We start from the raw sequence: 25,321 nt of genomic DNA on the forward strand, positions 1-25,321 counted from the left end.
GAAGTCTTGAGGTATCGGCGCTGACGAGGAGGTGAGGGCGGAGGCGCGCGGCGGACCGAGGGCGCCCGCGCGCCTCGCCTCAGGTTCCGTATCGGCGCAGCAGCTCGATCATGTTGCGGAGCTTCGGTATCGCGTCATCGCCGGCCTTGTCCTTGTCGTTGAAGTGCATCAACTCGTTACGGACCTCGCGCAGCTCGTCGAGGCGGGCCACGAAGGACTTGCGGTCCAGCGGCCACCCCAACAGCCGCCTCCGGTTCGGCCGTTTCCTCGTCCATGTTCTCGGTATCCAATGACGGCCCGGTCAAGGTGACCCGGTCGTCGATGCCTACGGCTGCGAAGTCCGGAACGGTGGACAGGCCGTGGTTGGTCAGCTCACTGGCTGTCTGCTCGCTGATCAGGTAGCCGCGTCGGGAAGCCCCCCACCAGCCCAGCAGATCCCGGACGGTGAAGGTGATCGGAGTATCTGCATCCGCTTGCCTCCGGGCGTCTTTCAACCGGGCGTGCCGCGCGGCGGAGACGTCTGCTGCCGAGCCGCCGGACGAGGGCTGCTCCGCCACCGTGTCCAGGAGGCTCTGTCTCAGGACGTCCAGCAGGGTGCCGTCGTCAAGTGCCCAGGCGGTCCATCCGTCGTAAGGGCCCCGACCCGTGGCCGCAGCGGCTGCCGCGGAGGGGGACTTGAACCGCTGGCCGTCGCTCAGCTCGATCCTGCTGTCCCCGGTCACCTTCGCGAGGTGTGCCTCTCCGGACTGCTTACGCCGGAAGGTGAGCTGCGTCCCGGGAACGATGGTCCGGTTGCTACCGGTCAGACGTCGAAACCGGGGAGGCTTCTCCACTCTTACATGACCCCAAGGTCGACCGTGACAGGGAATGGCGCGGTGGCCTTCACCGTGCCGGTGAACACCTCGCCGTCCCGGTAGGCCCTGTTGGCTGGGTCGAGGACGTAGGTGTAGACAATCGGAACGCCGGTGGCGGACTGCTCGATGCGCCAGTAGAAGGGGATGCCGGCCTTGGCGTACTGGTCCACCTTCACGATCCGGTCGGTGGTCTCCGACCCCGGGGACACGACCTCGACGACCAGGAGCACGTGCTCGGGGCGGGTGGGCGTGAGGTCGATGGTCTCCGCCCGGTACACGGTGACGTCCGGACGGCGGTTGGTGAGCGGCACGTCCTGCAGGCGGACGTCGAAATCCGTGTCGGCGTTCCAGTCCGGGCCCGCAGCGGCGTCCAGGGCGTTGGCCAGGATCCGTGCCAGCCGGTTGTACCGCTTCGAGGCGCTCGGGCTCACGACGACCATCCCGTCCACGATCTCGATGCCGGCGCACTGCTCCTCGGACCAGGAGTCGTACTGCTCCGCGCTGATCTGCACATGCATCCACGCGGGCGCCACCATCTGTACCTCCTTCGAGGAGCCGCGGCAGGTCCAGCGCCACTGCGCCCAGCCTACTGTTCCGAGGTGCCGGGCCGCCCGACCCGGAGGGGGGAGAGTCGCCACCACGTGATGGCGCACAAGTGCAATTCGGCCGAGCGAGGCGGGCTCGTCAGCGATTCACCGGTCGCGGCAGGCGCTGTGAGAGGCTGGGTCGTATGAACCGGTTGGCTGGTGTGACCTCGCCTTATCTGCTTCAGCACGCTGATAACCCGGTCGACTGGTGGCCGTGGGGACCCGAGGCGTTCGAGGAAGCGAAACGGCGCGATGTACCCGTGCTGTTGTCGGTCGGTTACTCTGCGTGTCACTGGTGCCACGTCATGGCCCACGAATCGTTCGAGGACGACACCGTGGCCGCCTACCTCAACGCGCACTTCGTCCCGGTCAAGGTCGACCGCGAGGAGCGCCCCGACGTCGACGCCGTCTACATGGAAGCCGTTCAGGCGGCCACCGGGCACGGTGGGTGGCCGATGACCGTTTTCCTCACGCCCGACGCCGAACCCTTCTACTTCGGGACCTACTTCCCGCCCGAGCCCCGGCACGGGTCGCCCTCCTTCCAGCAGGTCCTCGAAGGCGTGGTGGCCGCGTGGAGCGACCGGCGTGAGGAGGTTGCCGAGGTCGCCGGGCGGATCGTCGCCGATCTGGCGGGGCGGTCGCTGGTGCGCGGCGGGGACGGGGTGCCCGGGGAGCAGGAGACCGCGCAGGCGTTGCTCGGGCTGACCCGGGAGTACGACGAGCAGCACGGCGGGTTCGGGGGTGCGCCCAAGTTCCCGCCGTCCATGGCCGTCGAGTTCCTGCTGCGGCACTACGCCCGTACCGGGGCCGAGGGGGCCCTCCAGATGGCCGCCGACACCTGCTCGGCGATGGCCCGGGGCGGGATCTACGACCAGCTCGGCGGGGGCTTCGCACGGTACTCCGTGGACCGGGAATGGGTCATTCCGCACTTCGAGAAGATGCTGTACGACAACGCGCTGCTCTGCCGCGTGTACGCCCATCTCTGGCGCACCACCGGGTCGGACGAGGCCCGGCGGATCGCCCTGGAGACCGCCGACTTCATGGTGCGGGAGCTGCGGACGGCCGAAGGGGGCTTCGCCTCCGCGCTCGACGCCGACAGCGAGGGCGCGGATGGCAGGCACGTCGAGGGCGCGTTCTACGTGTGGACGCCGGACCAGTTGCGCGAGGTGCTCGGCGAGGAGGATGCCGCCTTCGCCGCCGCCTGCTTCGGGGTGACGGAGAAGGGGACCTTCGAGGAGGGGGCCTCCGTCCTGCGGCTGCCGGAGGACTCGGGGCCCGTGGACGCCGTTCGGGTCGCGGACGTACGGGCCCGGCTGCTGGCCGCCCGTGAGCAGCGCCCGCGCCCGGGGCGGGACGACAAGGTGGTCGCCGCCTGGAACGGGCTCGCCATCGCCGCGCTCGCCGAGACCGGGGCGTACTTCGACCGGCCCGACCTCGTCGAGCGGGCCACCGAGGCCGCCGATCTGCTGGTCCGGGTCCACCTCGGCGAGGTGGCCCGGCTGACGCGTACCTCCAAGGACGGGCGCGCGGGCGACAATGCCGGGGTGCTGGAGGACTACGGCGATGTGGCCGAGGGCTTCCTCGCGCTGGCGGCGGTGACGGGCGAGGGCGTCTGGCTGGAGTTCGCCGGGTTCCTGCTGGACATCGTGCTGGAGCAGTTCACCGGCGAGGGCGGGCAGCTCTACGACACCGCCCACGATGCCGAGCGGCTCATCCGCCGGCCCCAGGACCCCACCGACAGCGCCACCCCGGCCGGGTGGACGGCGGCAGCGGGGGCGCTCCTCGGCTACGCCGCGTACACCGGGTCCGATGCCCACCGCACCGCCGCCGAGGGCGCGCTCGGGGTGGTGAAGGCGCTCGGCCCGCGTGCGCCCCGCTTCATCGGCTGGGGCCTCGCGGTCGCCGAAGCGCTGCTCGACGGGCCTCGCGAGGTGGCCGTCGCCGGGCCGGTCGGCGGTGAGCTGCACCGTACGGCGCTGCTGGGCCGGGCCCCGGGTGCGGTCGTGGCGGCGGGGGAGGGGCCGGGAGCGGGGGCCGAGTTCCCCCTGCTCGTGGACCGGCCGCTGGTGGACGGGAAGCCGGCCGCGTACGTCTGCCGGCACTTCGTGTGCGACGCGCCGACGACGGACGCGGGGGAGCTGGCGGCGAAGCTGGGCGGGTGAGGGCCGCCCGCAGACAGCGGTGAGGGGCCGGTCGCCGCGTGCGACCGGCCCCTCGTCCGTAGTCGCCGTGCCTATCCGTGCTGGTACGCCACCAGCGAGATGCCCACGTAGTGCGTGACGAACGCCGCCAGCGTCAGCGAGTGGAACACCTCGTGGAAGCCGAACCAGCGCGGCGACGGGTTCGGCTTCTTGATCCCGTAGATCACGCCGCCCGCGCTGTAGAGCAGCCCGCCGACGATGACGAGGACCAGCACCGCGATGCCGCCCGTCCGCATGAAGTCGGGCAGGAAGAAGACCGCCGCCCAGCCCATCGCGATGTAGCACGGGGTGTAGAGCCAGCGCGGCGCGCCGACCCAGAGGACCCGGAAGGCGATGCCCGCCGCCGCGGCCACCCAGACCGCCCACAGCAGGGGCCGGGCGGTCGACCCGGGGAGCAGGAGCAGGGTCAGCGGGGTGTAGGTGCCCGCGATGATCAGGAAGATGTTCGCGTGGTCCAGACGGCGCAGCACCGCCTCGCCGCGCGGTCCCCAGGTGCCGCGGTGGTAGACCGCGCTGACCCCGAACAGCAGACACGCGCTGAGGACGTAGACCGTGCAGGCGATCCGGCCCGTCGTGCTGTCGGTCAGGGCGATCAGGGTGATTCCGGAGATCAGCACCGCGGGGAACATTCCCGCGTGCAGCCAGCCGCGCATTCTTGGCTTGACGGGGGCGGCGGCGGGGTCGAGTGCGGCGGGGCCCGGGGTCGCGGCGCTAGCGGCGGCGTCAGTCATGTCGGCATGCTACCTACGCAACCGTAGGTAACGGATATGGGGATCTGGTGAGTGGTGATGCTCACGTGTGAGGCCCCCTGGACATATGGGCGGAACGGTCGGATGATCAAATGAGTGCAGTCGGCACCGGATGAGCGCCAGGGGAATTCGAAGGGTACGAAGCATCCGGGTCGCAGCCCCCACGGGGCCTCAACCCAACTGACACCCTCATCTAGGAGCGATCGTGGCGCGCGACATCGCGGCTCCCCTCACTGTCCCCACCCACCACCAGGAGCTGGTCTCCTGGGTCGACGAGATCGCAGCCATCACCCAGCCGGACCGGGTGGTCTGGTGCGACGGCTCCGAGGCCGAGTACGAGCGCCTGTGCGGGGAGCTCGTCGCCAAGGGCACGTTCACCAAGCTGGACGAGGCCAAGCGGCCGAACTCGTACTACGCCGCCTCCGACCCCACCGACGTCGCCCGCGTCGAGGACCGTACGTTCATCTGCTCCAAGGAGGAGAAGGACGCGGGGCCGACCAACCACTGGAAGGACCCCGCCGAGATGCGGGAGATCTTCACCGGCCGGGACGGTGTCTTCCGCGGGTCCATGCGCGGGCGCACCATGTACGTCGTGCCCTTCTGCATGGGGCCCGTCGGCTCTCCGCTCTCCGCGATCGGCGTCGAGATCACCGACTCCGCGTACGTCGCCGTCTCCATGCGCACCATGACCCGCATGGGCCAGGCCGTCCTGGACGAGCTCGGCACCGACGGCTTCTTCGTCAAGGCCGTCCACACGCTCGGCGCCCCCCTGGCCGTGGGCGAGGAGGACGTCCCCTGGCCCTGCAACTCGACCAAGTACATCTCGCACTTCCCCGAGGACCGCGAGATCTGGTCGTACGGCTCCGGCTACGGCGGCAACGCCCTGCTCGGCAAGAAGTGCTACGCGCTGCGCATCGCGTCCGTCATGGCCCGCGACGAGGGCTGGCTCGCCGAGCACATGCTCATCCTGAAGCTCACGCCGCCGAGCGGTGAGGCCGAGGCACCCAAGTACATCGCGGCCGCCTTCCCGTCCGCCTGCGGCAAGACCAACCTCGCCATGCTGGAGCCGACCATCCCCGGCTGGACCGTGGAGACCATCGGCGACGACATCGCCTGGATGCGGTTCGGCGAGGACGGCCGCCTCTACGCGATCAACCCCGAGGCAGGCTTCTTCGGCGTCGCGCCCGGTACCGGCGAGCACACCAACGCCAACGCCATGAAGACCATGTGGGGCAACTCCGTCTTCACCAACGTCGCGCTCACCGACGACGGCGACGTGTGGTGGGAGGGCATGACCGAGGAGGCGCCCGCGCACCTCACGGACTGGAAGGGCAACGACTGGACCCCCCAGTCCGGCACGCCCGCCGCCCACCCCAACGCCCGCTTCACCGTCCCCGCCGGACAGTGCCCGATCATCGCGCCCGAGTGGGAGGACCCCAAGGGCGTGCCGATCTCCGCGATCCTCTTCGGCGGCCGCCGGGCCTCCGCCGTACCGCTGGTCACCGAGTCCTTCGACTGGCAGCACGGCGTCTTCCTCGGCGCCAACGTCGCCTCCGAGAAGACCGCCGCCGCCGAGGGCAAGGTCGGCGAGCTGCGCCGCGACCCGTTCGCCATGCTGCCGTTCTGCGGCTACAACATGGGCGACTACATGAACCACTGGGTGAAGGTCGGCGCCGACAAGCCGGACCAGTCGAAGCTGCCGAAGATCTACTACGTGAACTGGTTCCGCAAGAACGAGGCGGGCAAGTTCGTCTGGCCCGGCTTCGGCGAGAACAGCCGCGTGCTCAAGTGGATCGTGCAGCGCCTGGACGGCAAGGCCGAGGGTGTCGAGACCCCGATCGGCATCCTGCCCGCCAAGGGCGCGCTGGACACCGAGGGCCTGGACCTCTCCGAGGCGGACCTCGACTTCCTGCTCACGGTCGACAAGAAGGTCTGGCGCGAGGAGGCCGCCCTGGTGCCCGAGCACCTCAACACCTTCGGCGACCACACGCCCAAGGAGCTGTGGGACGAGTACCACGCGCTCGTCGAGCGCCTGGGCTGATCCCGGTACTCCTCCAGAACCCCGCGGCCGGGTCCATCGGACATCCGCCCTGACCTGTGGGGCCGACTCGGCCCGCCGCGGTATCGGGGCCTGTCGTCGCCGACAGCCCCCGGAGGCGTTGTCCCCGACCGAGGACACCCTCCCGGCCCCCGGAACCCCCTCACGGTTCCGGGGGCCGCCCGACCGGCGGAACGCCCCCGCCCCGGTCCTCCAGATACTTCGTGTGGGACCGCTGGCGCAGCTCCTCCGTCTCACGCAGCCCGTCCACCAGCGCCTGCGCCTCCGCGTGCAGCAGCGCCACCTGCCGCTCCAGCTCCTCCTCGGGAGCCCGCGCGCCCGGCGTGAGCCGCGTCCACCACCGGGTCCGTACGAACGCGTCCACCGACTCCGGTACGTCCCGGCGCACCGCCCGCGCCAGTACGTGCACGCCCTCCGGGTCCTCCGCCAGCGCGTCGGAGACCCAGCCGGGGGCCAGCAGCCCGTCCAGCAGGCCGGTCAGCCCGGCCAGCCGGTCCCGTGCGGCGGGCGGCAGGTCCACCCGGTCCAGATAGGCCCGCAGGGTCGCGAGGTCGGCCCGCAGCTCGTCCAGCCGGGACGACGGCTCCTCGAACTCCGGGGCGGGCGGCCGGGACGGCGGGGCGAGCAGCGCGCCCGCCCCGTACAGCCCGCCGACCACGACCGGCCAGTAGGGGCCCGCGACCCCGGTGAAGGTGAGGGCCAGCCCGACGAGGGCGGCGGCGCTGCCGGTGAGGTTCCGGGTCGATTCCAGATACGCGAGGGCCCGGCCCGCCGCTGTCGTTCTACTGGTAGCCACGGATCTCCTCGAACGCCCCGTCCAGAGACCCCGGACCCCGCTCCTTCGTCCCGTCGAACAGCCGTCCGCCGGTCAGTGCGGCGATCGCGTCCAGCTCGGAGCGGTCGGAGTCGCCGAACACCACCGGGAAGACGGGGCTGGCCTGCCGGGCCTCGGGCAGGGCCCGGTAGAACGCGGTGAAGTCGGCCGCCGACCGGCCCGCCGTGTTCTCGCCGTCCGTCATCAGCACGATCGAGGTGAACGCGGACTCGGTGTCCGGGCCCAGGTGGTCGTAGGCGGCGGCCAGCGACGAATAGATCGCCGTGTTCCCCTCGGCGGTCAGCGCGGCGGTGTCCGCCCGGATCGCCGCCGGGCCCGCCTTCGGGTCTGCCGGGTCCACGGTGTGCGTGCGGACCCGCTTGACCGTGGAGCCGAACGGCAGCAGCGTGACCTCCTCCCGCTGACGGAAATCCCCGGTCAGCCCGGTCAGCGCGGACTTGAGCCGGGCCAGCCGCTCGCCCTTCATCGACCCGGAGGTGTCCAGGACGTACACGGTCCGGGAGGGGCGCCGCAGCCGGTGCTCGTACGCCGACAGCAGCCCGTCCGCGACCGACCGCGAACCGGGGAAGGGCAGCTCGCGGCGCTGCTCGTGCGAGAGCGGGTCGGCGGGGCGGGCGGCGGCGACGACCGGGCGACGCAGCGTCCGCTCGGTGATCTCCCGCTGTACGGGGGTGGATCTGAGGTGCTCGGTCAGGGTCCGTACGGCGTCCCGCGCGGCGGGCGCGGCCCCGCTGAGCGTGCTGAGCGGATAGTCGGCGGTCACCACGCCGTCCCGGGGGCGGATCACCGTCAGCCCGGCGCCGCTGTCCCGGTTCAGCGAGAGCAGCACCGACTCGTAGTTGATCAGCGCGTCCACGGTGGAGCGCCGGGCGTACGCGGAGGCCAGCCACCCCGAGGAGCCGGAGGTGAGGCGCTGCCCCGCGAAGAACTCCTTCAGCTTCGGCCCCGCGCGCCGGACATCGGCGTCGGTGAGCGCCGCCTGTGCGCCGGAGAGCGCGGACGTCACCGATATCAGTGCGGAGAAACCGGAGTTGGAACGCTTGGGGTCGGTCATCCCGTACGTCAGGTCCCCGGCGGCGGCCGCCCGGTGGACCTGCGCCCAGCTGACCCGCTCCGGGTCCCAGCCGAGCCGTCGCACCGCCGCGGGCCGCACCCCGAGGGCCACCGGGGAGGTCATCAGCGGGGTCTCGGAGGCGACCGCCCGGGCGGCCTCCGGGCGTAGCCGCAGATAGTCGTTGGACGACAGCCACACCGCGTCGAAGTCCCTGTCCGCCGAGCCGGCCGCCAGCCGCTCGACCGCCTCCAGCGTGCCGGTCCAGGTGGGCCGCACGGTGATCCCGGTCGCCTTGCGGGCCTCCTCCAACAGGGGCTTCATATCGCTGAGTTCGCTGGACGCCAGCACCCGGATCGTGCCCGCGGCCGGGCCCGTTCCCCCGGTGCCCGGCCGCCCGTCGCCGTCGGCGCCCCGGCCGCTCCCCGCGCCGCCGTCCGTGCAGGCGGCGAGCGGGACGAGCAGGAGGGCGGCCAGCAGCGGGGCGAGGGAGCGCGGGGCCCGCCCGGGCCGTGGGACGCGCTTCGGGAGGCGCCTCACGAGCGGCCCCCTTCCAGCGTCGCGTCCGTGGTCCGGCTGCGGTCCAACCGTGCCCCCGCCTCCTGGAGTTCGGAGGTGAGCGCCTCCACGGTGGCGGCCATCGCCCCGGTCGCCCGCGCCCTGTACGTGTCGATGGCGTCCAGCGTCGAGTAGATCTGCCCGAACGCCGTACGCAGCGTCTCGACGCCGACCGCCGGATCGGCCGCGAGGCGCTGGATCTCCCCGCTCTGCGTGGCCAGCATCTCCGCGTTGCCCCGGATCAGCTCCTCCGTGGTCGAGCGCAGCACCCGCACCTGCTCGGTCACCCGGCGCTGGTTCTCCAGGGCGGAGGAGAGCATCACGGCGATCCGCAGCGCGGACAGGGTCGTGGTGGCCGCCCGGTCGACGCCCTTGATCAGCTCGTCGTTGTTGCGCCGTACGACGTCCATCGCCAGGTAGCCCTGCGCGCAGACCGCGATCTGGGTCAGCAGGTCCTGGTGCTTCTGCCGTACGGGGAAGAGGACGTCGGCCCGCAGCGCGTCGGCCCGTACCGGCTCGCCCGCCGCCTCGGCCTCCGCGACGCGCCGTTCCACGACGCCGTCCAGGGCCTCGGTGAGGACCGCGTACTCCTGGAGCTTGCCCATGGTGTCCCAGAGCCGGGTGCGCTCGGTGTGCAACGCGGCGTTGTCGCGCCGCAGTTCGTCCTGGCCGCTGCGGAGGGAGCCGACGATCCGGTCGAGGGTCCCGCGGGCGGAGGCGTACTTCGCCACGTGGTCGCGCAGCCGGTTCCCGCCGGGCAGCCGGGACAGCAGCCGGCGGGGCCCGCGCCCGGGTGCGTCGCGCGGATCGAGGTCCTCCACCGTGCGGCGCAGCTCCACCAGCGAGGCGCCGACGCGGGCGGGGGCGTCGCCCTCGCCGGAGGCGAGCGAACGCACGGTACGGTCGAGCATCCGGTTGGACTGCTGGGCGGCGCCCCGGATGTCGCCCTGCCCGAGCGCCGCGATCTCGCCCACCCGGGCGGTGAACTCCGGTGACCGGCTGTCCAGTCCGGTGAGGGAGCCCACGTACTCCTCGGCCCGCCGGACCATCTCCTCGCGCACCGCCTCGTCGACCGGGACGAGCCCGGCGGCCTGCTCGGGCCGGACGGCGGCGACGGGCTCGGGCGGGGTGAGCACGAGCGGGGTGGTCGGCGGATCGTACGGCAGTCGGGGGTCCGGGGGTCCGGCGTCCTGGGGCATGGCAGGGGCCTCCTGGGCTGAGGGTTCCGGTGCGGGGCCGGATCGGTTGACGGGGGCGGGCCCAGGTGCGGGCGGGCGGCTCATCGGCCGCGGGCCCGGTGGGCCATCCGGCGCAGCACCTCCGCGGTGGGCACGGGCGCCTGCCGTACGCCGGTCAGCCGCTGGTCGATGTACGCGGTGTGGTCCGCGGTGGCGGCGATGAACTCGGCCGCCGCGCCCTGAGGCCGGAAGCCGTGCCGTACCGCGAGCTTCCGCAGTGCCGGGTCGGTGGCCAGCAGCTCGCCGAGCTCCCGCCCCTGGGCGGTCAGCGGGACGAGGGTGTGGTCACTGGAGACCGTGGTGTCCGGGTAGAGGACGACGAGGTCGCCGACCTCCTGAGGCTGACTGTGCATCAGGAGTGAGGCCACTTGAGACTCGTAGACCAGGGCGAGCGGGTTGCCGACCCCGCTGATGAAGTCCCGGAAGGGTGCGTCGCTGCCGGTCTGCTGGGCGCCCTGCACCTGGACGAGCTTGCGCATCAGTGGTGCCGTACGGTCGACGGCCCGGGCGTCCGCCGCCACCCGGCCGCCGTCGGCGACGTAGGAGGCGGCGGCGAGGTAGAGGGCGCCGGAGTTGGAGGCCACCGGGTCGGTGCTCGTGATGAACACCGTGCCGCTCAACTCGGCATGTCCGGCAGCCCCCTTGAGCTGCTGCCAGGTCCGGTCGTCCTCGGCCGCCGCCAGATAGGGGCTCATGAGCAGCGTGCCCCGTGTGGTGAACTTCGAGCCGCCGTCGGCCCGCAGCCGTGCCAGGCCGTTGTCCGCGAGGACCTCGGCCGCGTTGCGGTGGGCGACGACGACGAGCGGTGAGTAGAACGGCCGCAGCGGGCCGCCCCGGTTCCCGGATCCGCGGAGCAGCTCATCGGCCGGGGCCTTGGAGCCGGGGAAGGCGAAGTCGTACCCCTTGAGGGGGAGCCGGTCCATGGCCCAGGACCCGGAGGTCTCGGCCCGGACGGTGTATCCCTTGGCCGCGAGGGCCTTCACGGTGTCGGGGTCGGCGAAGAACTCGGCCTTCTCCGACCCGATCACTCCTCGCACGGTCGTCGTCGCCGTGCCGCTGTCCCCGTTGTTTCGGCCCGCTGCGACGGCGGCTGCCACGCCGACCGTCAACAGGACCGCCAGAACGATTCCCACGATGCGTCTCACCCGCGCAGCGTGCTCGCGGAAACCCACATTCCGGGCTGTGCCGGGTGTACGGCAGATGAAGGGGGCATCCCAGTACGCAACGGCCGGGATCGGGGGTCACCGCGGCGGCGCCCGGCACGGGCCCTGCGGTGACCGGTGTGGCACCCGGTCCGCGCGCCTTCGCGGCACGCGGACCGGGGCCGTCAGTGGGCGCCGACCAGCTGCCCCGAGGGGGCGGGCCCGGCGGTGGCGGCGAGAGCCGCGGTGTGGGCGTCCATCCGCTCGGCGGCGAGGATGGCGGCGGTCGTGTCCGCGCGCGACGCGGCCACGACCAGCGCGCGGCCCGCGAGGGCGTGGGCGCGGCGGTGGAGGTCGGCGGGGGCGGCGTCGGTCAGCCCGGCGTGCCGGGCCGGCGGGGCGCCGCGCAGCCGGGCCACCTGCTCGGCGATGCGGTCGCCCGCCTCGGCGAGCCCCAGCTCGTCCGTGACCGCGAGGAGCGCGGCGAGATGTCCGGCGAGCTGGATGTCCAGCTCCTCCTCGCGGCTGCGGTGCGGAAAGTCCGCGCCGTCGGTCGGCGTGTGGACCGAAGGGCTGCGGATCGGCTCGTACATGAGATGGCCTCCCGGTGGTGCGTAGGGACCATCCTACCTTGGAATGAGTCTAAAGTTGTGTGCGGTCCGGGAGAGTGATCGCGCTACGGCTGTCCGTAACCGTCCAGGAAGGTGCCGATCCTGGTCACGGCGTCGGTCAGGTCCTCGGCCGTCGGCAGCGTGACGATCCGGAAGTGATCGGGCTCGGGCCAGTTGAAGCCGGTGCCCTGTACGACCATGATCTTCTCGGCCCGCAGCAGGTCCAGGACCATCTGCCGGTCGTCCTTGATCTTGTAGACCCTGGGGTCGAGCCGGGGGAAGAGGTACAGCGCCCCCTTCGGCTTCACGCAGGTCACGCCGGGGATCGAGGTCAGCAGGTCGTACGCCACGTCCCGCTGCTCCAGGATCCGGCCGCCCGGCAGCACCAGGTCCTCGATGGACTGGCGCCCGCCGAGAGCGGTGGCCACGGCGTGCTGCGAGGGCATGTTGGCGCAGAGCCGCATGTTGGCGAGGATCGTCAGCCCCTCGATGTACGAGGTGGCGTGCGCCTTCGGGCCGCAGACGGCCAGCCACCCGGAGCGGTAGCCCGCCACCCGGTAGTTCTTCGAAAGACCGTTGAAGGTCAGCACCATCAGGTCCGGGGCCAGCGTCGCCGTCGGGGTGTGCGTCGCGCCGTCGTAGAGGATGCGGTCGTAGATCTCGTCGGAGCACACGATGAGGTTGTGCCGCCGGGCGATCTCGGTGAGACCGCGCAGCATCTCGTCGTCGTACACCGCGCCGGTGGGGTTGTTCGGGTTGATGATCACCAGGGCCTTGGTGCGGTCGGTGATCTTCCGCTCGATGTCGGCCAGGTCCGGCATCCAGTCGGCCTGCTCGTCGCACCGGTAGTGCACGGCCGTCCCGCCCGCCAGGGAGACCGAGGCGGTCCACAGGGGATAGTCGGGGGCCGGTACGAGCACCTCGTCGCCGTCGTCGAGCAGCGCCTGCATCGACATCTGAATCAGCTCGGAGACGCCGTTGCCGAGGTAGATGTCCTCGACATCGAGGTCGATGCCCTTGGTCTGGTAGTGCTGCATCACCGCGCGGCGCGCGGACAGCAGGCCCTTCGCGTCGCCGTAGCCGTGCGCGCCCGCGAGGTTGCGCAGGATGTCTTCCAGGATCTCCGGCGGGCACTCGAACCCGAACGCGGCGGGGTTGCCCGTGTTGAGCTTGAGGATGCGGTGACCGGCCGCTTCCAGCCGCATCGCCTCCTCCAGCACGGGGCCCCGGATCTCATAACAGACATTGGCGAGCTTCGTGGACTGGATGACCTGCATGTCCGCGAGCTTACGGCCGCGTTTCGCGCGGTGCGCGGGGATTGCTCCGGCTGTACGTCCTCCGGGGCGCCGCGCGGCCCCGGTCCGTCTTCCATCGCTATGCCCGCCACCGCTCCGGGCCGTGGGATCGCCCGGTCGCGGCGGGGTCGCGGCTTGGAATGGGGCGTGGGCGGCCGGGGCGGGTGAGATGCGCCACGCGGGTCCGGCGGCCCCGGGGCGGGCGGGCCCCGGCCGGGCGGCCGGAGGGGGTCACTCCGGCAGCCGGGTCCCCTCCGGGAGCCGTACGCCGAAGTCGTCCGCCAGGACGCGCAGCGCCTCGGCCCCGTCCTTCAGCTGCCGCTCCCCGACCGTGCCGTCGTCGGCCGTCTCCACCAGGGCGAGCCCCGACAGCGCCAGGTGCGAGCCGGGCCGGGTGCGGTTCGCGTACACCGCCTGGCGGAACGGTGAGCGCGGGTGCGTCGCGATGTGCCAGTTGATCACCTCGTAGTCCGGCGCCTCGAACGGCTCCAGGGTGAACGCGTACTGCGCCTCCCAGAAGCCGTCCTTCTCCGCCTGGAGCTCCCACATGGGCAGCGGGCCGTCGTGCGGGGCGTGGACCAGCCGGTGGTGGCGCGGGGCGACGGACAGCTCGGCGCCCTCCACCAGCTCGATCGGCTCCAGCAGGGCCCCGACCACGCCGAAGCCGACGTCCGCCAGATACGGCCGCGGCGCACCGGGCACGTCCACCCGCATCAGCATGTGGGTGCGGGGCCGGATGTCGCCCGGCGCGGCGCCCAGCAGCACCCGGGCGGTCAGCGGCGTCACGCCGAAGCCGATCCGCTTCAGTACGGCGGAGAAGAGGGTGTTGTGCTCGTAGCAGTACCCGCCGCGCTCGCTGCGGACCAGCTTCGCCTCCAGGTCGTCGAGCGCCAGCGAGGGCGCTGAGCCGAGCACGGGCTCCAGGTTCTCGAACGGGATGCCCAGCAGATGGGCGTGGTGCAGGGACCGCAGTACTTCCGGAGTGGGACGGAGATCCCCGGGCTCACCGGTCCAGCCGATGCGGGCGAGGTAGGCGTCGAGGTCGAGTGTCATGGGTCGACCGTACGCAGCCGGGGCGGTGTGGCACCTCGGCCTGCGGACCGACACACGCCCGGCCGCGGGGACCGGGACCTCGGGCCGAGAGGCTGGGCCAGGACGTTGGGCCGGGATGCTGGGCCGGCCCCGGGCGCCGGGAGCCCCGGCGGTTCCGTCGCCCGGCGGGCGGCGTTCCGGGGCCTGTCGCGCGGCGGGCTCAGATCTTGCTCAACTCCGGTGCGGACCGGACCCGCCCGGGGAACGGTGGTTCCATGAGCCTGTTCCGCAAGCCCCAGCCCCTCGCCGTACACGTCCTCCGCGACGCCCCCGATGTCGTCACCGCGCTCCGCCGTGCGCTGGAGACCGCGACGGAGGCCGAGCGGCCCGGCCTGGAACGCGCCCTCGCCCTGGCCGAGGACGCGGCCGAGCGTCCGGACGAGGAGCTGCGCGGCCGCTGGGTGCGACGGCGGCTGACCGAGGCCGGGCACGAGGGGCCTGCCGACTCCGTCGAGGCCATCAAGATCCTGCGCCGGGCCGAACCGGGGCTGACCCTGCTCCAGGCCGTGACGTACGCGAAGGAGGCCGCGGCGGCGAAGGCCTGACCCGGCGGCCGTCAGACCCCGTTCACCGCGCCGGCCGCCGCGATCAGCAACGCCGTGTCCACGCCCTGCTCCCGGGCCGTACGCAGCAGCGCCGCGTCGCCCGCCGCCACCACGGCCGGGCTGGTCGCGTCCTCGGGCGGCACGTCCTCGCCGAACAGCGCGGTGTGCGGGGCCATCGCCGTGAGCCAGCCCGCCAGCAGCGCGCCGAACTCCTTCCGGTCGATCCCCGCGTTCTCCACCAGCGCGAACGCGTGCCGGGCCCCGGCGAACATCGCGGTCATCGCGCTGAGCAGGGCCACGTCGTGCAGTGCGGCGGCCCCGGGTTCGCCGCCGACGAACCGGGCGTCCGTCGGTACGGTCAGCGTCTCGCGATGGGCGTCGAAGACCTCCTGCGAACCGCTGTAGAAGACATAGGCGCCGGACTCCGGCACGCCGACCATCGGGGGCACGGCCATGATCCCGCCGTCCAGGAAGCGTGCGCCGCGCCCCTCGGCCCAGGTCGCACGGGCGCGCGACTCGCCCGGGGTGGAGGTGGTGAGGTCGACCAGGTCCTTGCCCGTGAGGTCCGCGTCGGCCAGCGCCTCACGGACCGAGGCGTCGTCCATGAGGCAGGCGACGACGAGCGGGCTCGCGGCCACCGCCTCGGCCGCCGTGGCGGCCACCCGCGCGCCCGCGGCGGCGAGTTCGGCGGTCCGGCCGGGGCTGCGGTTCCAGACGGTCAGGGGGTGGCCGGCGGCGAGCCAGGTACGGGCGAACGCGGCGCCCATCGAGCCGAGGCCGAGCAGCGTGAGAGGGGCGGGAGAGGTGGAAGCAGTGGTGTTGTCAGGCATGCCGACTAGGCTGGCCGAAGGCGCCGGGGGCAACAAGTACGCACTTCCGAGTGGGTGGTTACCTCGCGGTGAGCGACCAGGTGGCGGAGGGGTGGAGGATGCGGATCGTACGGAGGCCGGGGGCTTTCGTCTGCGGGATCGACGCGGCGATGGACGTGATCGGCGGCAAGTGGAAGGTGCTCATCCTGTGGGCGCTGAACGAGAAGACGTGCCGCTTCGGCGAGTTGCGCCGGGCCGTGCCCGGGGTGACCGAGAAGGTGCTCAGCTCCCAGCTCAGGGAGCTGGAGGACGACGGCATCGTGCACCGAGAGGTGTTCGCGGAAGTGCCCCCGCGCGTGGAGTATTCGCTCACGCCGCTGGGCTTCTCGCTGAACGCGGCGCTGGAACCGCTGGGTGAGTGGGGGCGCGACCACATCCACCGCGGAGGGGGCGAGGGCACGGACACGGCCGCAGCCGCAGCAACGGTCACGGCCACAGCGGCAGCCACGGTCACGGCCGCTGCCTCGGCCTAGGCTTCGGCCGGAATCGCCCCCTTGTGATGCCCCGACATCTGCGCCAGCATGCGCATGTCAAAAGCCGGAAGATCTCCGGCCCTTGGCATCACTGGAGGGGACCCCCACATGAACAAGCCTCTCGTCGGTGCGTTTCTCGCTGCCCTGCTCCTGGGGGCGGGTGTCGCGCCCGCCGTCGCGGCCGAACCCGCACCGCGGACACAGGTCCGGGAAGACGCGCCCCAGGCAGGCCCCGGCCCGAAGGCCGTGACCTTCGCCGGGACCGTCGCGCTCAGCAACTGTTCCGGCTCCGTGGTCCGTTCGCCGGACTCCGCCCCCACGGACCCCGCCCTCGTGCTCTCCAACGGGCACTGCATGGAGTCCGGCTTCCCGGGCCCCGGCGAGGTCGTCGTCGACCAGCCGTCCTCCCGGACGTTCACCCTGCTCAACGCCTCGGGCAGAGGTGTCGGCACTCTGAAGGCGAGCAAGATCGCGTACGGCACCATGACCGACACCGATCTCTCGCTCTACGAACTCACCAGCACCTACCGGCAGATCGCGGATCGCTACGGCATCCGGGCGCTGGAGCTGGAGACCGCCCACCCGGTGGCGGGCACCGCCATCACGGTCGCCTCCGGCTACTGGAAGCGCACCTACAGCTGCGACATCGACGGCTTCGTCCACCGGCTCAAGGAGGGCCGGTGGACCTGGAAGGACTCGGTCCGCTACACCCCGGAGTGCCGGACGATCGGCGGTACGTCCGGCTCGCCGGTGATAGACGACGCCACCGGCAAGGTGGTCGCCGTCAACAACACCGGTAACGAGAGCGGCCGGGAGTGCACGGTCAACAACCCGTGCGAGGTCGACGAGCACGGCGAGGTGACCGTCCGCGAGGGCATCAACTACGCGCAGCAGACGTACAACATGGTCCCGTGCATCGGCACCGGCAACAAGATCGACCTGGACCGCGCGGGCTGTGCGCTGCCCAAGCCGTAGCCGTAGCCGTAGCCGTAGTCCTGGTCGTACGTGCGTGATCCCGGGCGCGCGCCGGGCGGGCCCGGCCACCCTCAGGGTCGCCGGGCGCGCGCCGCCTCGATCCCGTCCAGCAGCACCCCGAGCCCCGCCCGGAACGTCTCCCGAGCCTCCCGCTCCGGATACGGCACCGCCTCCGCGCCCTCCTCCAGGCCCGGGTCCGGATACGGCTCCACCGCCCCCTCCGCCTCCAGGCGGCTCACGGCGGGAAAGCGCTCCGCGAAGTCGGGGACCAGCTCCGTCAGCGCCGCCGAGCGCGCCGCCCACCACTCCGCGTCGGAGCTCCCGGTCGCCGCCGCGGCCAGCCGGGCATCGGCCACCGTCTGCGCCGAGCCCCGGACGAACGGGAACAGGGTCCCCACCAGCCGCCGTACCGCCCCGGCCGTCAGCCCCGTCGCCCGCAACAGGGTGATCAGCGTGTCCAGGCCCGCGTACTCGTGCGGCCCCAGCACCGGCCGCGCCTGCGAGACCTGGAGCACCCAGGGATGGCGGACGTAGAACTCCAGGAGGTCTCCCGCCCAGACGGTCAGCCCCGCCCGCCAGCCGTCGTCCGACTCCTCCGGCTCCGGGTAGTGGGACGGGAGTTCGGCGTGCACCGAGTCGTACATCAGGTCCACCAGCTCGCTCTTGCCGGGGACGTACGTGTAGAGCGCCATCGCCGTGCGCCCGAGGCGGTCGCCGACCGCGCGCATCGACAGGGCCCCCATCCCCTCCTCGTCCGCGAGCGCGACGGCGGCCGCCACGATCGCGTCCACGCTCAGCCTCGGCTTCGGCCCCGGGCCGCCGCGCGTCGGCCGCGGGGCGTCCGCGCGCCACAGGAGGGAGAGGGAACTGCGGGGGTCGCCCTGCCCCGCGAAGACCACCACGTGCGACTCCTTACGTCGTGAAGCAACACCCGACGGATAACTCATTACGTCGTAAGGTATCAGTGGGGAGGGGCGCGCCGTCCTGGGCCGGGAGCTGCCGCCCGCCGCCGACTCCGGGTGAGGGGGCGCGGTCAGGTCGCTGTCGCCCCCGCGCCCCGGACCGCCCGCCCCGCCAGCACCGACGTCCGCTTGCCGTCCTCGATGACGAACCGGCCGTCGACCAGTACGTGCGGGATGCCCACCGGCAGCGTGCGCGGCTCCTCGAAGGTCGAGCCCGCCGCCACGGTCTCCGGGTCGAAGAGCACCAGGTCCGCGCGGTAGCCCTCGCGCACCAGGCCCCGGTCCGCGAGCCGCAGGCGGGCGGCCGGGCGCGAGGTCAGATGGGCGACGCACTCCTCCAGTGAGAGGATGCCCAACTCCCGCGCGTACCGACCCAGATACTGCGGGAACGTGCCGTACGCGCGCGGGTGCGGCTTGTCGCCCTGGAGGATGCCGTCGCTGCCGCCGGTGTGCACCGGGTGGCCCATGATCTGCCGGACGTTCTCCTCATGGCCCACGTGCTGGAGGATCGTCGTCCCGAGCCGGTCCTCGGTGAGCAGCCGCCGCGCGGTCACCCAGGGCTCCTCGCCCCGCAGCGCCGCCGACTCCGCGACCGTACGGCCCACGTACTCGCCGAGATGCGGGGCGCCGACGCCGGAGATCTCGATGGTGTCCCACTCGATCGGCACACCGTGGCAGCCGTCCGAGCCCAGTACTTCGAGGTGGTGGCGGATCCTCTCCGCGCTCTCCGCGTCCGCGAGCCGCGTCAGGACCGACTCCGGGCCGCCCTCGCTCGCCCAGCTCGGCAGCATCGCCACGAGCGTGGTGCAGCCCGGGGTGTACGGGTAGGTGTCGAGCGAGATGTCGGCCCCGGCGGCGAGCGCGCCGTCGAGCAGGGCGAGGAGGTCGGGAGCCTTGCCCTTGTTGACGCCGAAGTTCATGGTGGCGTGGGCGAGATGGAGCGCGCAGCCCGCGTCGTGCGCCAGCCGCACCATCTCCTCGTACGCCTCCAGCGCGCCCGCCCCATAGCTGCGGTGGTGCGGGCAGTAGTAGCCGCCGTGGCGTGCCACCACCCGGCACAGCTCGGTGAGTTCGGCGTCGTCCGCGTACATCCCCGGCGTGTAGGTCAGACCGGAGGACATGCCGACCGCGCCCTCGCGCATGCCCTGGTCCACCAGCTCCCGCATCCGGGTCAGTTCGGCGCCGGTGGCCGGGCGGTCGTCCCAGCCGACCGCGTACATCCGGACCGTGCCCTGCGGGATGAGGTAGGCGGCGTTCACCGCGATGCCCTGCCCGCCGAAGTTGCGGTCCAGGCGGTCCAGATAGCCGCCGACCGTACGCCAGTCGAAGTCGATGCCGGAGCCGTCGCCGTTCCAGCCGGTGATGGAGCGGCGGACCTCGGCGAGCGTACGGTCGTCGACGGGGGCGTACGACAGGCCGTCCTGGCCCAGCACTTCGAGGGTGACGCCCTGTGCCGCCTTCGCGCTGTGGTCCGGGTCGCGCAGCAGTGCCAGGTCGCTGTGGGCGTGCATGTCGATGAAGCCGGGGGCGAGGGCGAGCCCGTCCGCGTCGAGTACCCGGGTGGCGGTGGGGCGGGGGCCGGGGGAGCCCTCGCGGTGGATCTCGGCTATCCGGCCGCCGTCGAGGGCCACATCGGCACGGTACGAGGGGGCGCCGGTGCCGTCGACGACGAGCGCGTCACGCAGGACCAGGTCCATGGGTCACCTTTCGGGTGCGTTGTCTCTTCGCGTACGGCTCAGAAGCGCTTACGGCTCAGAAGAACGTGCGGATGTAGTCGGCGACCGTGCCGTCCGCCTCCACCAGCGGGATCAGCTGCCACTTGTCGAAGCTGGTGCAGGGGTGCGAGAGGCCCATGCCGACCCAGTCGCCCACCTCCAGCTCGGCCCCCTCCTCCGTGCGCACCCAGGCGTGCTGGTCGGAGAGTCCGGTGACCGTGATCCCGGTGGCGGGCCGGACCGAACCGTCCCGGCCGGAGCGGACCACCTGCGCCTCGGGCAGATCCAGGTCGTACGCCGCGTCCCGCTTGCCCGCGTTCAGGAACGCCTGCTCACCGGTCGGGCGGGAGACGACCTGCGCCCAGAGGCGGAAGGCGGGCTCCAGCGCGCCCTCCTCGGGCACCCGGTTGAACGGGGTGAGGTGCTTGTAGTGCCCGTCGTCGTGTGAGACGTACGCACCGGAGCGGAGCAACTTGAGTACGGGCAGGCTGAGTTCGGGGACGTCTGCGAAGACCTCCGCGACCGCGTCGAACCAGGCGCTGCCGCCCGCGCTGATGACGATCCCGTCGGCTCCGGCGAACCGCTTCTCGCCGTCGAAGGCGGCCGCCAGCGCGACGAGCCGCCGCAGCCACGCCCCCACCCGCTCGGGGTCCGCTTCCGGCACCTCGCCCTCGTACCCGGCGACCCCCACCAGGCGCAGCGATCCGGCCGCCGCCACCGCGTCGGCCACCGCCGTGCAGTCGGCCTCCGTACGGGCCCCGGTGCGCGCGCCCTCGCCCGCGCCCAGTTCCACGACCACGTCGACCGGGCGGGTGGCGCCCGCCGCGCTCAGGGCCGCCTCCATCAGTTCGACGCCGCGCACGGAGTCGACGTAGCAGATGAAGCGGAACTCCGGGTCGGCCGTCATCTCGGCGGCCAGCCAGCGCAGGGCCACGGCGTCGACCAGCTCGTTCGCGAGGAAGATCCGCCCGATACCGTACGCCCGGTAGACCCGCGCCTGGTGCGGCACGGCGGCCGTGATGCCCCACGCGCCACGCTTCAGCTGGTCCGCGAAGAGCTGCGGCGACATGGACGTCTTGCCGTGCGGGGCGAACGCGAGGCCGTGCCGCTCGGCGTACGTCTCCAGGAGCGCGAGGTTGTGCTCGACCGACTCGGCGGACAGGGCGAGTACGGGGGTGGTGAACCCGCCGGTGAAGAGGTTGCGGCGCTCGGCGGCCAGGGCCCCGACGGTGAGGCCGTCCGCGTCCGGCGGCAGGGCCTTGAAGCGGTGGTCGACGCGCTCGTCGGCGAGGCCGGCGGCGAGATCGCCGGGACGGGGTGCGGTGGGGCGTTCGGCTGTCAAGGGAAGCTCCTCGAAGTTCGTTGCAACATATGCAACACCCATTGCGTATATCGCTTAACGCTGTCTAACATCCGAGCCGACGCCGGGTCAATGGTGACCAGATGCCCGGTCGATGGTGTCCACCGGCCCGCACGCCGATCAGCGAGGAGCCTTCCGTGTCCGGACCCGCAGCAGGGACGGCCAGCGCCGCCACGACCACCGATGCCGTCTGTCTCGGTGAGTCCATGGTGACGTTCCTGCCCTCGCGGCCCGGCCGCCTCGCCGACGTGCCCTCCTTCGGACGCGGGATCGGGGGTGCCGAGTCCAACGTGGCCTGCGCGCTCGCCGCCGCCGGGCACCGGGCGGCCTGGGTCGGCCGGGTAGGGGCGGACGGCTTCGGCGACCATCTGGTCGAGACGATCGCGGGGTACGGGGTCGACACCTCGGCCGTCCGCCGGGACCCGGTCCGCCCGACGGGCATCTACTTCCGTACGGCCACGGACCGGGGGACCGACGCGCACGAGGTCGCCTACTACCGGGCGGGATCGGCGGCATCGGCGATGTCGCCGGACAACGTGCCGTACGAGGACCTGTTCGCGGGCCGCATCCTGCACCTGTCCGGGATCACGGCCGCGCTGTCCGCCGACTGCCTGGCGCTGCTGCGGGACCTGACGGCACCCCGGGCGGACCGCCCGCTCGTCTCCTTCGACGTGAACCACCGGCCGCATCTGTGGCGGGGCGGGACCGCTGACGCCTCGGTCCTCCTGGAGCTGGCCCGCCGGGCCGACCTGGTGTTCGTGGGCGAGGACGAGGCGGAGGAGGCGTGGGGGATCGTCGGCGCTGGGGCGATCCGGGCGGCGCTGCCGGAGCCGTCCGTGGTGGTGGTGAAGCGCGGGAGTGCGGGCGCGACGGTGTTCTCGGGGCACCGCCCCGGACCCCGCGCCTCGAACGCCGGAGGGGCTGAGAATTCCGGAGGGGCCGAAAGCGCCGTCGGGGAGGGCGGGGACACCGTCACCGTCGTGCCCGCCCTCCGCGTCGACGTCGTCGCCGCCGTCGGGGCCGGGGACGCGTTCGCCGCCGGGTTCCTCTCCGCCACCCTGCGCGGGCTGCCCGTACGCGACCGGGTCCGGCACGGGCACCTGATGGCCGCCGCCGTTCTCACCGTCCCCGGCGACCTCACCGACCCGCCCGCCCGCGACCACGCCGACCGCCTCGCCGCCCTCGACGACGAGGCCTGGGGGAGACTTCGTCTCGGCCCCGGCTGGACCGCAGCCGACCGGGCACCCGAGGAGGTACGCACCCCATGAGTCAGACCGTCGACCGGGCACTGAGCATCCTGCCCCTGCTCGCCCAGGGACCCGCCGACCTCGGCCAGGTCGCCGAGCGGCTCGGCGTCCACAAGTCCACGGCGCTGCGCCTGCTGCGTACGCTCCACGAGCACGGCCTCGTCTACCGCCAGCAGGACCAGCGCTACCGCCTCGGCGCCCGGCTCTTCGCGCTCGCGCAGGAGGCCGTGGAGAACCTCGACGTACGCGAGATCGCCCACTCCCACCTGGTCGCGCTGAACGACCGGTGCGGGCACACCGTGCACCTCGCCGTGTACGAGGAGCAGGAAGTCCTCTACATCGACAAGGTCGAGAGCCGCTACCCGGTCCGGATGTACTCGCGGATCGGCAAGCCCGTCGCGATCACCGTCGCGGCCGTCGCCAAGCTGCTGCTGGCCGACCTCGCCGAGCCCGAGCGGCGCGTCATCGCCGAGAAGCTCGACTACCCCATGTACACGTCCCGTTCGACGCCCAACGCGGCCGCCTTCCTCAAGGAGCTGGCCGTCGTCCGCGAACAGGGCTGGGCCACCGACCTCGGTGGCCACGAGGAGTCCATCAACTGCGTCGGCGCCCCCATCCGCGGCGCGGACGGACGGGTCGTCGCGGCCATGTCGGTGTCCGCACCCAACGTGGTCGTCACGGCCGAGGAACTCCTCACCCTGCTCCCGCTGGTCCGGCGCACCGCCGAGACGATCAGCCGGGAGTACTCCGGCACCACCCAACCCAAGAAAGCCTGATCAGCCATGACCGAGAAGACCGCGCTCACCCCCTCCACCCACACCACGCCGCCCGCGAAGTTCTCGCACGGCGTGAAGAAGGGGAACATCCTCCAGGTCGCCGGCCAGGTCGGCTTCCTCCCGGCCGTGGAGGGCCAGGCCCCGACCCCGGCCGGTCCGACCCTGCGCGAGCAGACCCTCCAGACCTTCGCCAACGTCAAGGCGATCCTGGAGGAGGGCGGCGCGAGCTGGGACGACGTGATGATGATGCGCGTCTACCTCACGGACGTGGACCACTTCGCGGAGATGAACGAGATCTACAACGCGTACTTCGCCGAGCAGAACCTCAAGGAGGCTCCCTCGGCCCGTACGACGGTCTACGTCGGCCTGCCGAAGGGCCTGCTCATCGAGATCGACGCCCTCGCGGTGCTCAGCTGACCGTTCCGCCCCTACCGAACGCCTGATCCTCTTGCCTCACCCGCACCACCCCTCCAGCACGCCGCACGGCACGGCGCCCCGTCCCCCGGGGGCGCCGTGCCGCGCTCCCCCCTGCCCTCCAGCACCATCGGAGTCCCCATGTCGCTCGCCGCCGCCGGCCCCTCGCCGGCCGAGACGCCACCGCACACCGGTGGTCTGCTCCTCCTGATCGACGGCACCGCGGGTCTGCTGACCGTCGCCGCCCTCGGTATCGCCCTCCTCCTCTTCCTGATCATCAAGGTCAGGCTCCAGCCGTTCGTCGCCCTGCTCGCGGTCTCCATAGCCGTCGGCCTCGGGGCCGGGCTCTCGGTCACCGAACTCTTCGGAACCGTGCAGAAATCCGCCGCCGTCTCGGTCATCGAGTCCGGCATGGGCGGCATCCTGGGCCATGTCGCGATCATCATCGGGCTCGGCACCATGCTCGGCGCGATCCTCGAAGTGTCCGGCGGCGCCGAGGTGTTGAGCGCCCGCCTGCTGAACCTCTTCGGTGAGAAGCGGGCCCCGCTCGCGATGGGCCTGACCGGCACCATCTTCGGTATCCCGGTCTTCTTCGACGTCGGCATCTTCGTCCTCGCGCCGATCGTGTACGCCGCCGCCAAGCGCTCCGGAAAATCGATCCTGCTCTACGCGATGCCGCTGCTGGCGGGCCTGTCGATGACCCACGCGTTCCTGCCGCCGCACCCCGGCCCGGTAGCCGCCGCCGGACTCTTCAACGTCTCGCTCGGCTGGGTCATCCTGATGGGGGTCGTGGTCGGCGTCCCGTCCGTCCTCGCCGCCTGGGCGTACGCCGCCTGGATCGGGAAGCGGATCTTCGTCGAGGTCCCGCAGGACATGGTGGACGCCGCCGCCGAGGCCAAGGCGGCGGTCGCCGCCGAACAGCGGGCCGCCGGCGGCACCCCGCACGAGAAGCCGGTCCCGCTCGCCACGGTCCTCGCGATCATCGGCACCCCGCTGGTCCTGATCCTCGCCGCGACGTTCTCCTCCATCGCGCTGGACCCCTCCACAATCCGCTCGGTCGTCGAGTTCTTCGGCAACCCGTTCGTGGCCCTGACGATCGCGCTGTTCCTGGCGTACTACCTGCTGGGCATCCGCCGCGGCTGGTCCCGCAAGTCCCTGGAATCGGTCTCCACGTCCTCGCTGAAGCCCGTCGGCAACATCCTGCTGGTGGTCGGCGCGGGCGGCATCTTCGGCGCGGTCCTCAAGGGCAGCGGAATCGCGGACGCGCTGGCCGACACCTTCAACGACGTGGGCCTCCCCGTCATCCTCCTCGCCTGGCTGATCTCGGTCGTGCTGCGCGTCGCCCAGGGCTCGGCCACCGTCGCGATCGTCACGACCGCCGGGATCGTGGTCCCGTTGGTCGACGGTCAGGACCTGTCCCAGGCCCACCTCGCGCTGATCATCATGGCGATCTCGGCGGGCTCGATCTTCGCCTCGCACGTCAACGACGGCGGCTTCTGGATGGTGTCGAAGTACTTCGGCATCAGCGAGCGGGACACCCTGAAGTCCTGGACGGTGCTGGAGACGGTGCTGTCGGTGGCGGGCTTCGTGGTCGCGGCGCTGCTTACTCTGGTGATCTAGATCCAGGCCAAACCCAGGCCAGGCCAAACCCACGCCAGGCCCACGACAGATCCGCGGTCGGGGCCGGCCCGCGACCTCACCCCTCCCGGGTCA

General features: G+C 72.2%; 24 protein-coding genes. 9 read left to right on the forward strand and 15 right to left on the reverse strand.

Features of this window, described 5'->3' with window-relative positions:
• Positions 1-79: 79 nt before the first annotated feature.
• The 3 genes from RI138_RS21600 to RI138_RS21610 are packed head-to-tail and all read right to left on the reverse strand — an operon-like array spanning position 80 to position 1,390.
• On the reverse strand, positions 80-241 hold the full coding sequence (locus RI138_RS21600; protein WP_311123079.1) for a hypothetical protein: 162 nt from the start codon (positions 239-241) through the stop codon (positions 80-82).
• Positions 177-833 carry a restriction system modified-DNA reader domain-containing protein gene (locus tag RI138_RS21605; protein WP_311121243.1) on the reverse strand — a complete coding sequence of 219 codons (657 nt, stop codon included), beginning with the start codon at positions 831-833 and terminating at the stop codon, positions 177-179. Before RI138_RS21605 ends, RI138_RS21600 begins: the two co-directional genes overlap by 65 nt.
• A 2-nt stretch (positions 834-835) precedes the next feature.
• A complete protein-coding gene (locus RI138_RS21610) occupies positions 836-1,390 on the reverse strand; it encodes a Uma2 family endonuclease (RefSeq protein WP_311121244.1) in 555 nt (184 codons plus the stop codon).
• A gap of 194 nt (positions 1,391-1,584) precedes the next feature.
• Between RI138_RS21610 and RI138_RS21615 the strand changes: the two genes are divergently transcribed.
• The gene (locus tag RI138_RS21615) at positions 1,585-3,603 is read left to right on the forward strand and encodes a thioredoxin domain-containing protein (RefSeq protein ID WP_311121245.1); all 2,019 of its coding nucleotides are present in this window, start codon (positions 1,585-1,587) and stop codon (positions 3,601-3,603) included.
• Positions 3,604-3,674: 71 nt separating this feature from the next.
• Here RI138_RS21615 and trhA read toward each other — a convergent pair whose 3' ends face one another.
• A complete protein-coding gene (trhA, locus tag RI138_RS21620; RefSeq protein WP_096632977.1) occupies positions 3,675-4,373 on the reverse strand; it encodes a PAQR family membrane homeostasis protein TrhA in 699 nt (232 codons plus the stop codon).
• A gap of 223 nt (positions 4,374-4,596) precedes the next feature.
• Here trhA and RI138_RS21625 point away from each other — a divergent pair, with 223 nt between their 5' ends.
• Positions 4,597-6,432, forward strand: coding sequence for a phosphoenolpyruvate carboxykinase (GTP) (locus RI138_RS21625; protein WP_096632976.1), 1,836 nt, complete (start codon positions 4,597-4,599; stop codon positions 6,430-6,432).
• Between the two features lie 160 nt (positions 6,433-6,592).
• Here the strand turns inward: RI138_RS21625 and RI138_RS21630 are convergent, their stop codons facing one another.
• The 7 genes from RI138_RS21630 to RI138_RS21660 all read right to left on the reverse strand — a co-directional run bounded on the left by RI138_RS21630 (position 6,593) and on the right by RI138_RS21660 (position 14,233).
• Complete coding sequence (locus RI138_RS21630; protein WP_311121246.1) at positions 6,593-7,246, reverse strand: hypothetical protein; 654 nt, start codon at positions 7,244-7,246, stop codon at positions 6,593-6,595.
• On the reverse strand, positions 7,233-8,876 hold the full coding sequence (locus RI138_RS21635; protein ID WP_311121247.1) for a vWA domain-containing protein: 1,644 nt from the start codon (positions 8,874-8,876) through the stop codon (positions 7,233-7,235). The genes RI138_RS21630 and RI138_RS21635 overlap by 14 nt, the downstream gene beginning before the upstream one ends.
• Positions 8,873-10,093: a toxic anion resistance protein gene (locus RI138_RS21640; RefSeq protein WP_311121248.1), complete on the reverse strand. Its 1,221-nt coding sequence runs from the start codon at positions 10,091-10,093 to the stop codon at positions 8,873-8,875. The genes RI138_RS21635 and RI138_RS21640 overlap by 4 nt, the downstream gene beginning before the upstream one ends.
• Positions 10,094-10,173: 80 nt before the next feature.
• Positions 10,174-11,304 carry a hypothetical protein gene (locus RI138_RS21645; RefSeq protein WP_311121249.1) on the reverse strand — a complete coding sequence of 377 codons (1,131 nt, stop codon included), beginning with the start codon at positions 11,302-11,304 and terminating at the stop codon, positions 10,174-10,176.
• Positions 11,305-11,459: 155 nt separating this feature from the next.
• Positions 11,460-11,867 (reverse strand): SCO4983 family protein, encoded by a 408-nt coding sequence (locus RI138_RS21650; protein ID WP_311121250.1) that lies wholly within the window; start codon positions 11,865-11,867, stop codon positions 11,460-11,462.
• 83 nt (positions 11,868-11,950) lie between these two features.
• Positions 11,951-13,162 (reverse strand): pyridoxal phosphate-dependent aminotransferase, encoded by a 1,212-nt coding sequence (locus RI138_RS21655; protein ID WP_311121251.1) that lies wholly within the window; start codon positions 13,160-13,162, stop codon positions 11,951-11,953.
• A gap of 249 nt (positions 13,163-13,411) precedes the next feature.
• The gene (locus tag RI138_RS21660; RefSeq protein ID WP_311121252.1) at positions 13,412-14,233 is read right to left on the reverse strand and encodes an arylamine N-acetyltransferase family protein; all 822 of its coding nucleotides are present in this window, start codon (positions 14,231-14,233) and stop codon (positions 13,412-13,414) included.
• 254 nt (positions 14,234-14,487) lie between these two features.
• Between RI138_RS21660 and RI138_RS21665 the strand changes: the two genes are divergently transcribed.
• Positions 14,488-14,817 carry a hypothetical protein gene (locus tag RI138_RS21665; RefSeq protein ID WP_311121253.1) on the forward strand — a complete coding sequence of 110 codons (330 nt, stop codon included), beginning with the start codon at positions 14,488-14,490 and terminating at the stop codon, positions 14,815-14,817.
• A gap of 11 nt (positions 14,818-14,828) precedes the next feature.
• On the opposite strand, the gene RI138_RS21670 is transcribed toward RI138_RS21665, so the two are convergent.
• Positions 14,829-15,647 carry an NAD(P)-dependent oxidoreductase gene (locus tag RI138_RS21670; protein ID WP_311121254.1) on the reverse strand — a complete coding sequence of 273 codons (819 nt, stop codon included), beginning with the start codon at positions 15,645-15,647 and terminating at the stop codon, positions 14,829-14,831.
• 98 nt (positions 15,648-15,745) lie between these two features.
• Between RI138_RS21670 and RI138_RS21675 the strand changes: the two genes are divergently transcribed.
• The gene (locus tag RI138_RS21675; protein ID WP_311122967.1) at positions 15,746-16,159 is read left to right on the forward strand and encodes a winged helix-turn-helix transcriptional regulator; all 414 of its coding nucleotides are present in this window, start codon (positions 15,746-15,748) and stop codon (positions 16,157-16,159) included.
• Positions 16,160-16,267: 108 nt separating this feature from the next.
• Positions 16,268-17,134, forward strand: a complete 867-nt coding sequence (locus RI138_RS21680; RefSeq protein WP_311121255.1) for a S1 family peptidase — start codon at positions 16,268-16,270, stop codon at positions 17,132-17,134.
• 71 nt (positions 17,135-17,205) lie between these two features.
• On the opposite strand, the gene RI138_RS21685 is transcribed toward RI138_RS21680, so the two are convergent.
• The 3 genes from RI138_RS21685 to RI138_RS21695 form a co-directional block, all read right to left on the reverse strand.
• Complete coding sequence (locus RI138_RS21685; RefSeq protein WP_311121256.1) at positions 17,206-18,036, reverse strand: TetR/AcrR family transcriptional regulator; 831 nt, start codon at positions 18,034-18,036, stop codon at positions 17,206-17,208.
• 131 nt (positions 18,037-18,167) lie between these two features.
• Positions 18,168-19,793: an N-acyl-D-amino-acid deacylase family protein gene (locus RI138_RS21690; protein WP_311121257.1), complete on the reverse strand. Its 1,626-nt coding sequence runs from the start codon at positions 19,791-19,793 to the stop codon at positions 18,168-18,170.
• Positions 19,794-19,848: 55 nt separating this feature from the next.
• Complete coding sequence (locus RI138_RS21695) at positions 19,849-21,153, reverse strand: alanine racemase (RefSeq protein ID WP_398863433.1); 1,305 nt, start codon at positions 21,151-21,153, stop codon at positions 19,849-19,851.
• Positions 21,154-21,308: 155 nt separating this feature from the next.
• Between RI138_RS21695 and RI138_RS21700 the strand changes: the two genes are divergently transcribed.
• The 4 genes from RI138_RS21700 to RI138_RS21715 all read left to right on the forward strand — a co-directional run bounded on the left by RI138_RS21700 (position 21,309) and on the right by RI138_RS21715 (position 25,228).
• Positions 21,309-22,439, forward strand: a complete 1,131-nt coding sequence (locus RI138_RS21700; protein ID WP_311121259.1) for a sugar kinase — start codon at positions 21,309-21,311, stop codon at positions 22,437-22,439.
• Positions 22,436-23,194: an IclR family transcriptional regulator gene (locus RI138_RS21705; protein WP_096629551.1), complete on the forward strand. Its 759-nt coding sequence runs from the start codon at positions 22,436-22,438 to the stop codon at positions 23,192-23,194. The genes RI138_RS21700 and RI138_RS21705 overlap by 4 nt, the downstream gene beginning before the upstream one ends.
• A gap of 6 nt (positions 23,195-23,200) precedes the next feature.
• Positions 23,201-23,611: a RidA family protein gene (locus tag RI138_RS21710; protein ID WP_006127176.1), complete on the forward strand. Its 411-nt coding sequence runs from the start codon at positions 23,201-23,203 to the stop codon at positions 23,609-23,611.
• 138 nt (positions 23,612-23,749) lie between these two features.
• Positions 23,750-25,228: a GntP family permease gene (locus tag RI138_RS21715; RefSeq protein WP_311122968.1), complete on the forward strand. Its 1,479-nt coding sequence runs from the start codon at positions 23,750-23,752 to the stop codon at positions 25,226-25,228.
• Positions 25,229-25,321 lie beyond the last annotated feature (93 nt).

This window comes from Streptomyces durocortorensis, from assembly GCF_031760065.1.
Classification (GTDB): Bacteria; Actinomycetota; Actinomycetes; order Streptomycetales; family Streptomycetaceae; genus Streptomyces.

Bases quoted from the DNA above. Each gene is read 5' to 3' on its own strand.
- RI138_RS21680 (WP_311121255.1), top strand. From the start codon at position 16,268: ATGAACAAGCCTCTCGTCGGTGCGTTTCTCGCTGCCCTGCTCCTGGGG.
- RI138_RS21675 (WP_311122967.1), top strand. From the start codon at position 15,746: ATGCGGATCGTACGGAGGCCGGGGGCTTTCGTCTGCGGGATCGACGCG.
- trhA (WP_096632977.1), bottom strand. From the start codon at position 4,373: ATGACTGACGCCGCCGCTAGCGCCGCGACCCCGGGCCCCGCCGCACTC.
- RI138_RS21650 (WP_311121250.1), bottom strand. From the start codon at position 11,867: ATGTACGAGCCGATCCGCAGCCCTTCGGTCCACACGCCGACCGACGGC.
- RI138_RS21690 (WP_311121257.1), bottom strand. From the start codon at position 19,793: ATGGACCTGGTCCTGCGTGACGCGCTCGTCGTCGACGGCACCGGCGCC.
- RI138_RS21660 (WP_311121252.1), bottom strand. From the start codon at position 14,233: ATGACACTCGACCTCGACGCCTACCTCGCCCGCATCGGCTGGACCGGT.
- RI138_RS21665 (WP_311121253.1), top strand. From the start codon at position 14,488: ATGAGCCTGTTCCGCAAGCCCCAGCCCCTCGCCGTACACGTCCTCCGC.
- RI138_RS21710 (WP_006127176.1), top strand. From the start codon at position 23,201: ATGACCGAGAAGACCGCGCTCACCCCCTCCACCCACACCACGCCGCCC.
- RI138_RS21640 (WP_311121248.1), bottom strand. From the start codon at position 10,093: ATGCCCCAGGACGCCGGACCCCCGGACCCCCGACTGCCGTACGATCCG.
- RI138_RS21670 (WP_311121254.1), bottom strand. From the start codon at position 15,647: ATGCCTGACAACACCACTGCTTCCACCTCTCCCGCCCCTCTCACGCTG.
- RI138_RS21615 (WP_311121245.1), top strand. From the start codon at position 1,585: ATGAACCGGTTGGCTGGTGTGACCTCGCCTTATCTGCTTCAGCACGCT.
- RI138_RS21705 (WP_096629551.1), top strand. From the start codon at position 22,436: ATGAGTCAGACCGTCGACCGGGCACTGAGCATCCTGCCCCTGCTCGCC.
- RI138_RS21655 (WP_311121251.1), bottom strand. From the start codon at position 13,162: ATGCAGGTCATCCAGTCCACGAAGCTCGCCAATGTCTGTTATGAGATC.
- RI138_RS21610 (WP_311121244.1), bottom strand. From the start codon at position 1,390: ATGGTGGCGCCCGCGTGGATGCATGTGCAGATCAGCGCGGAGCAGTAC.
- RI138_RS21715 (WP_311122968.1), top strand. From the start codon at position 23,750: ATGTCGCTCGCCGCCGCCGGCCCCTCGCCGGCCGAGACGCCACCGCAC.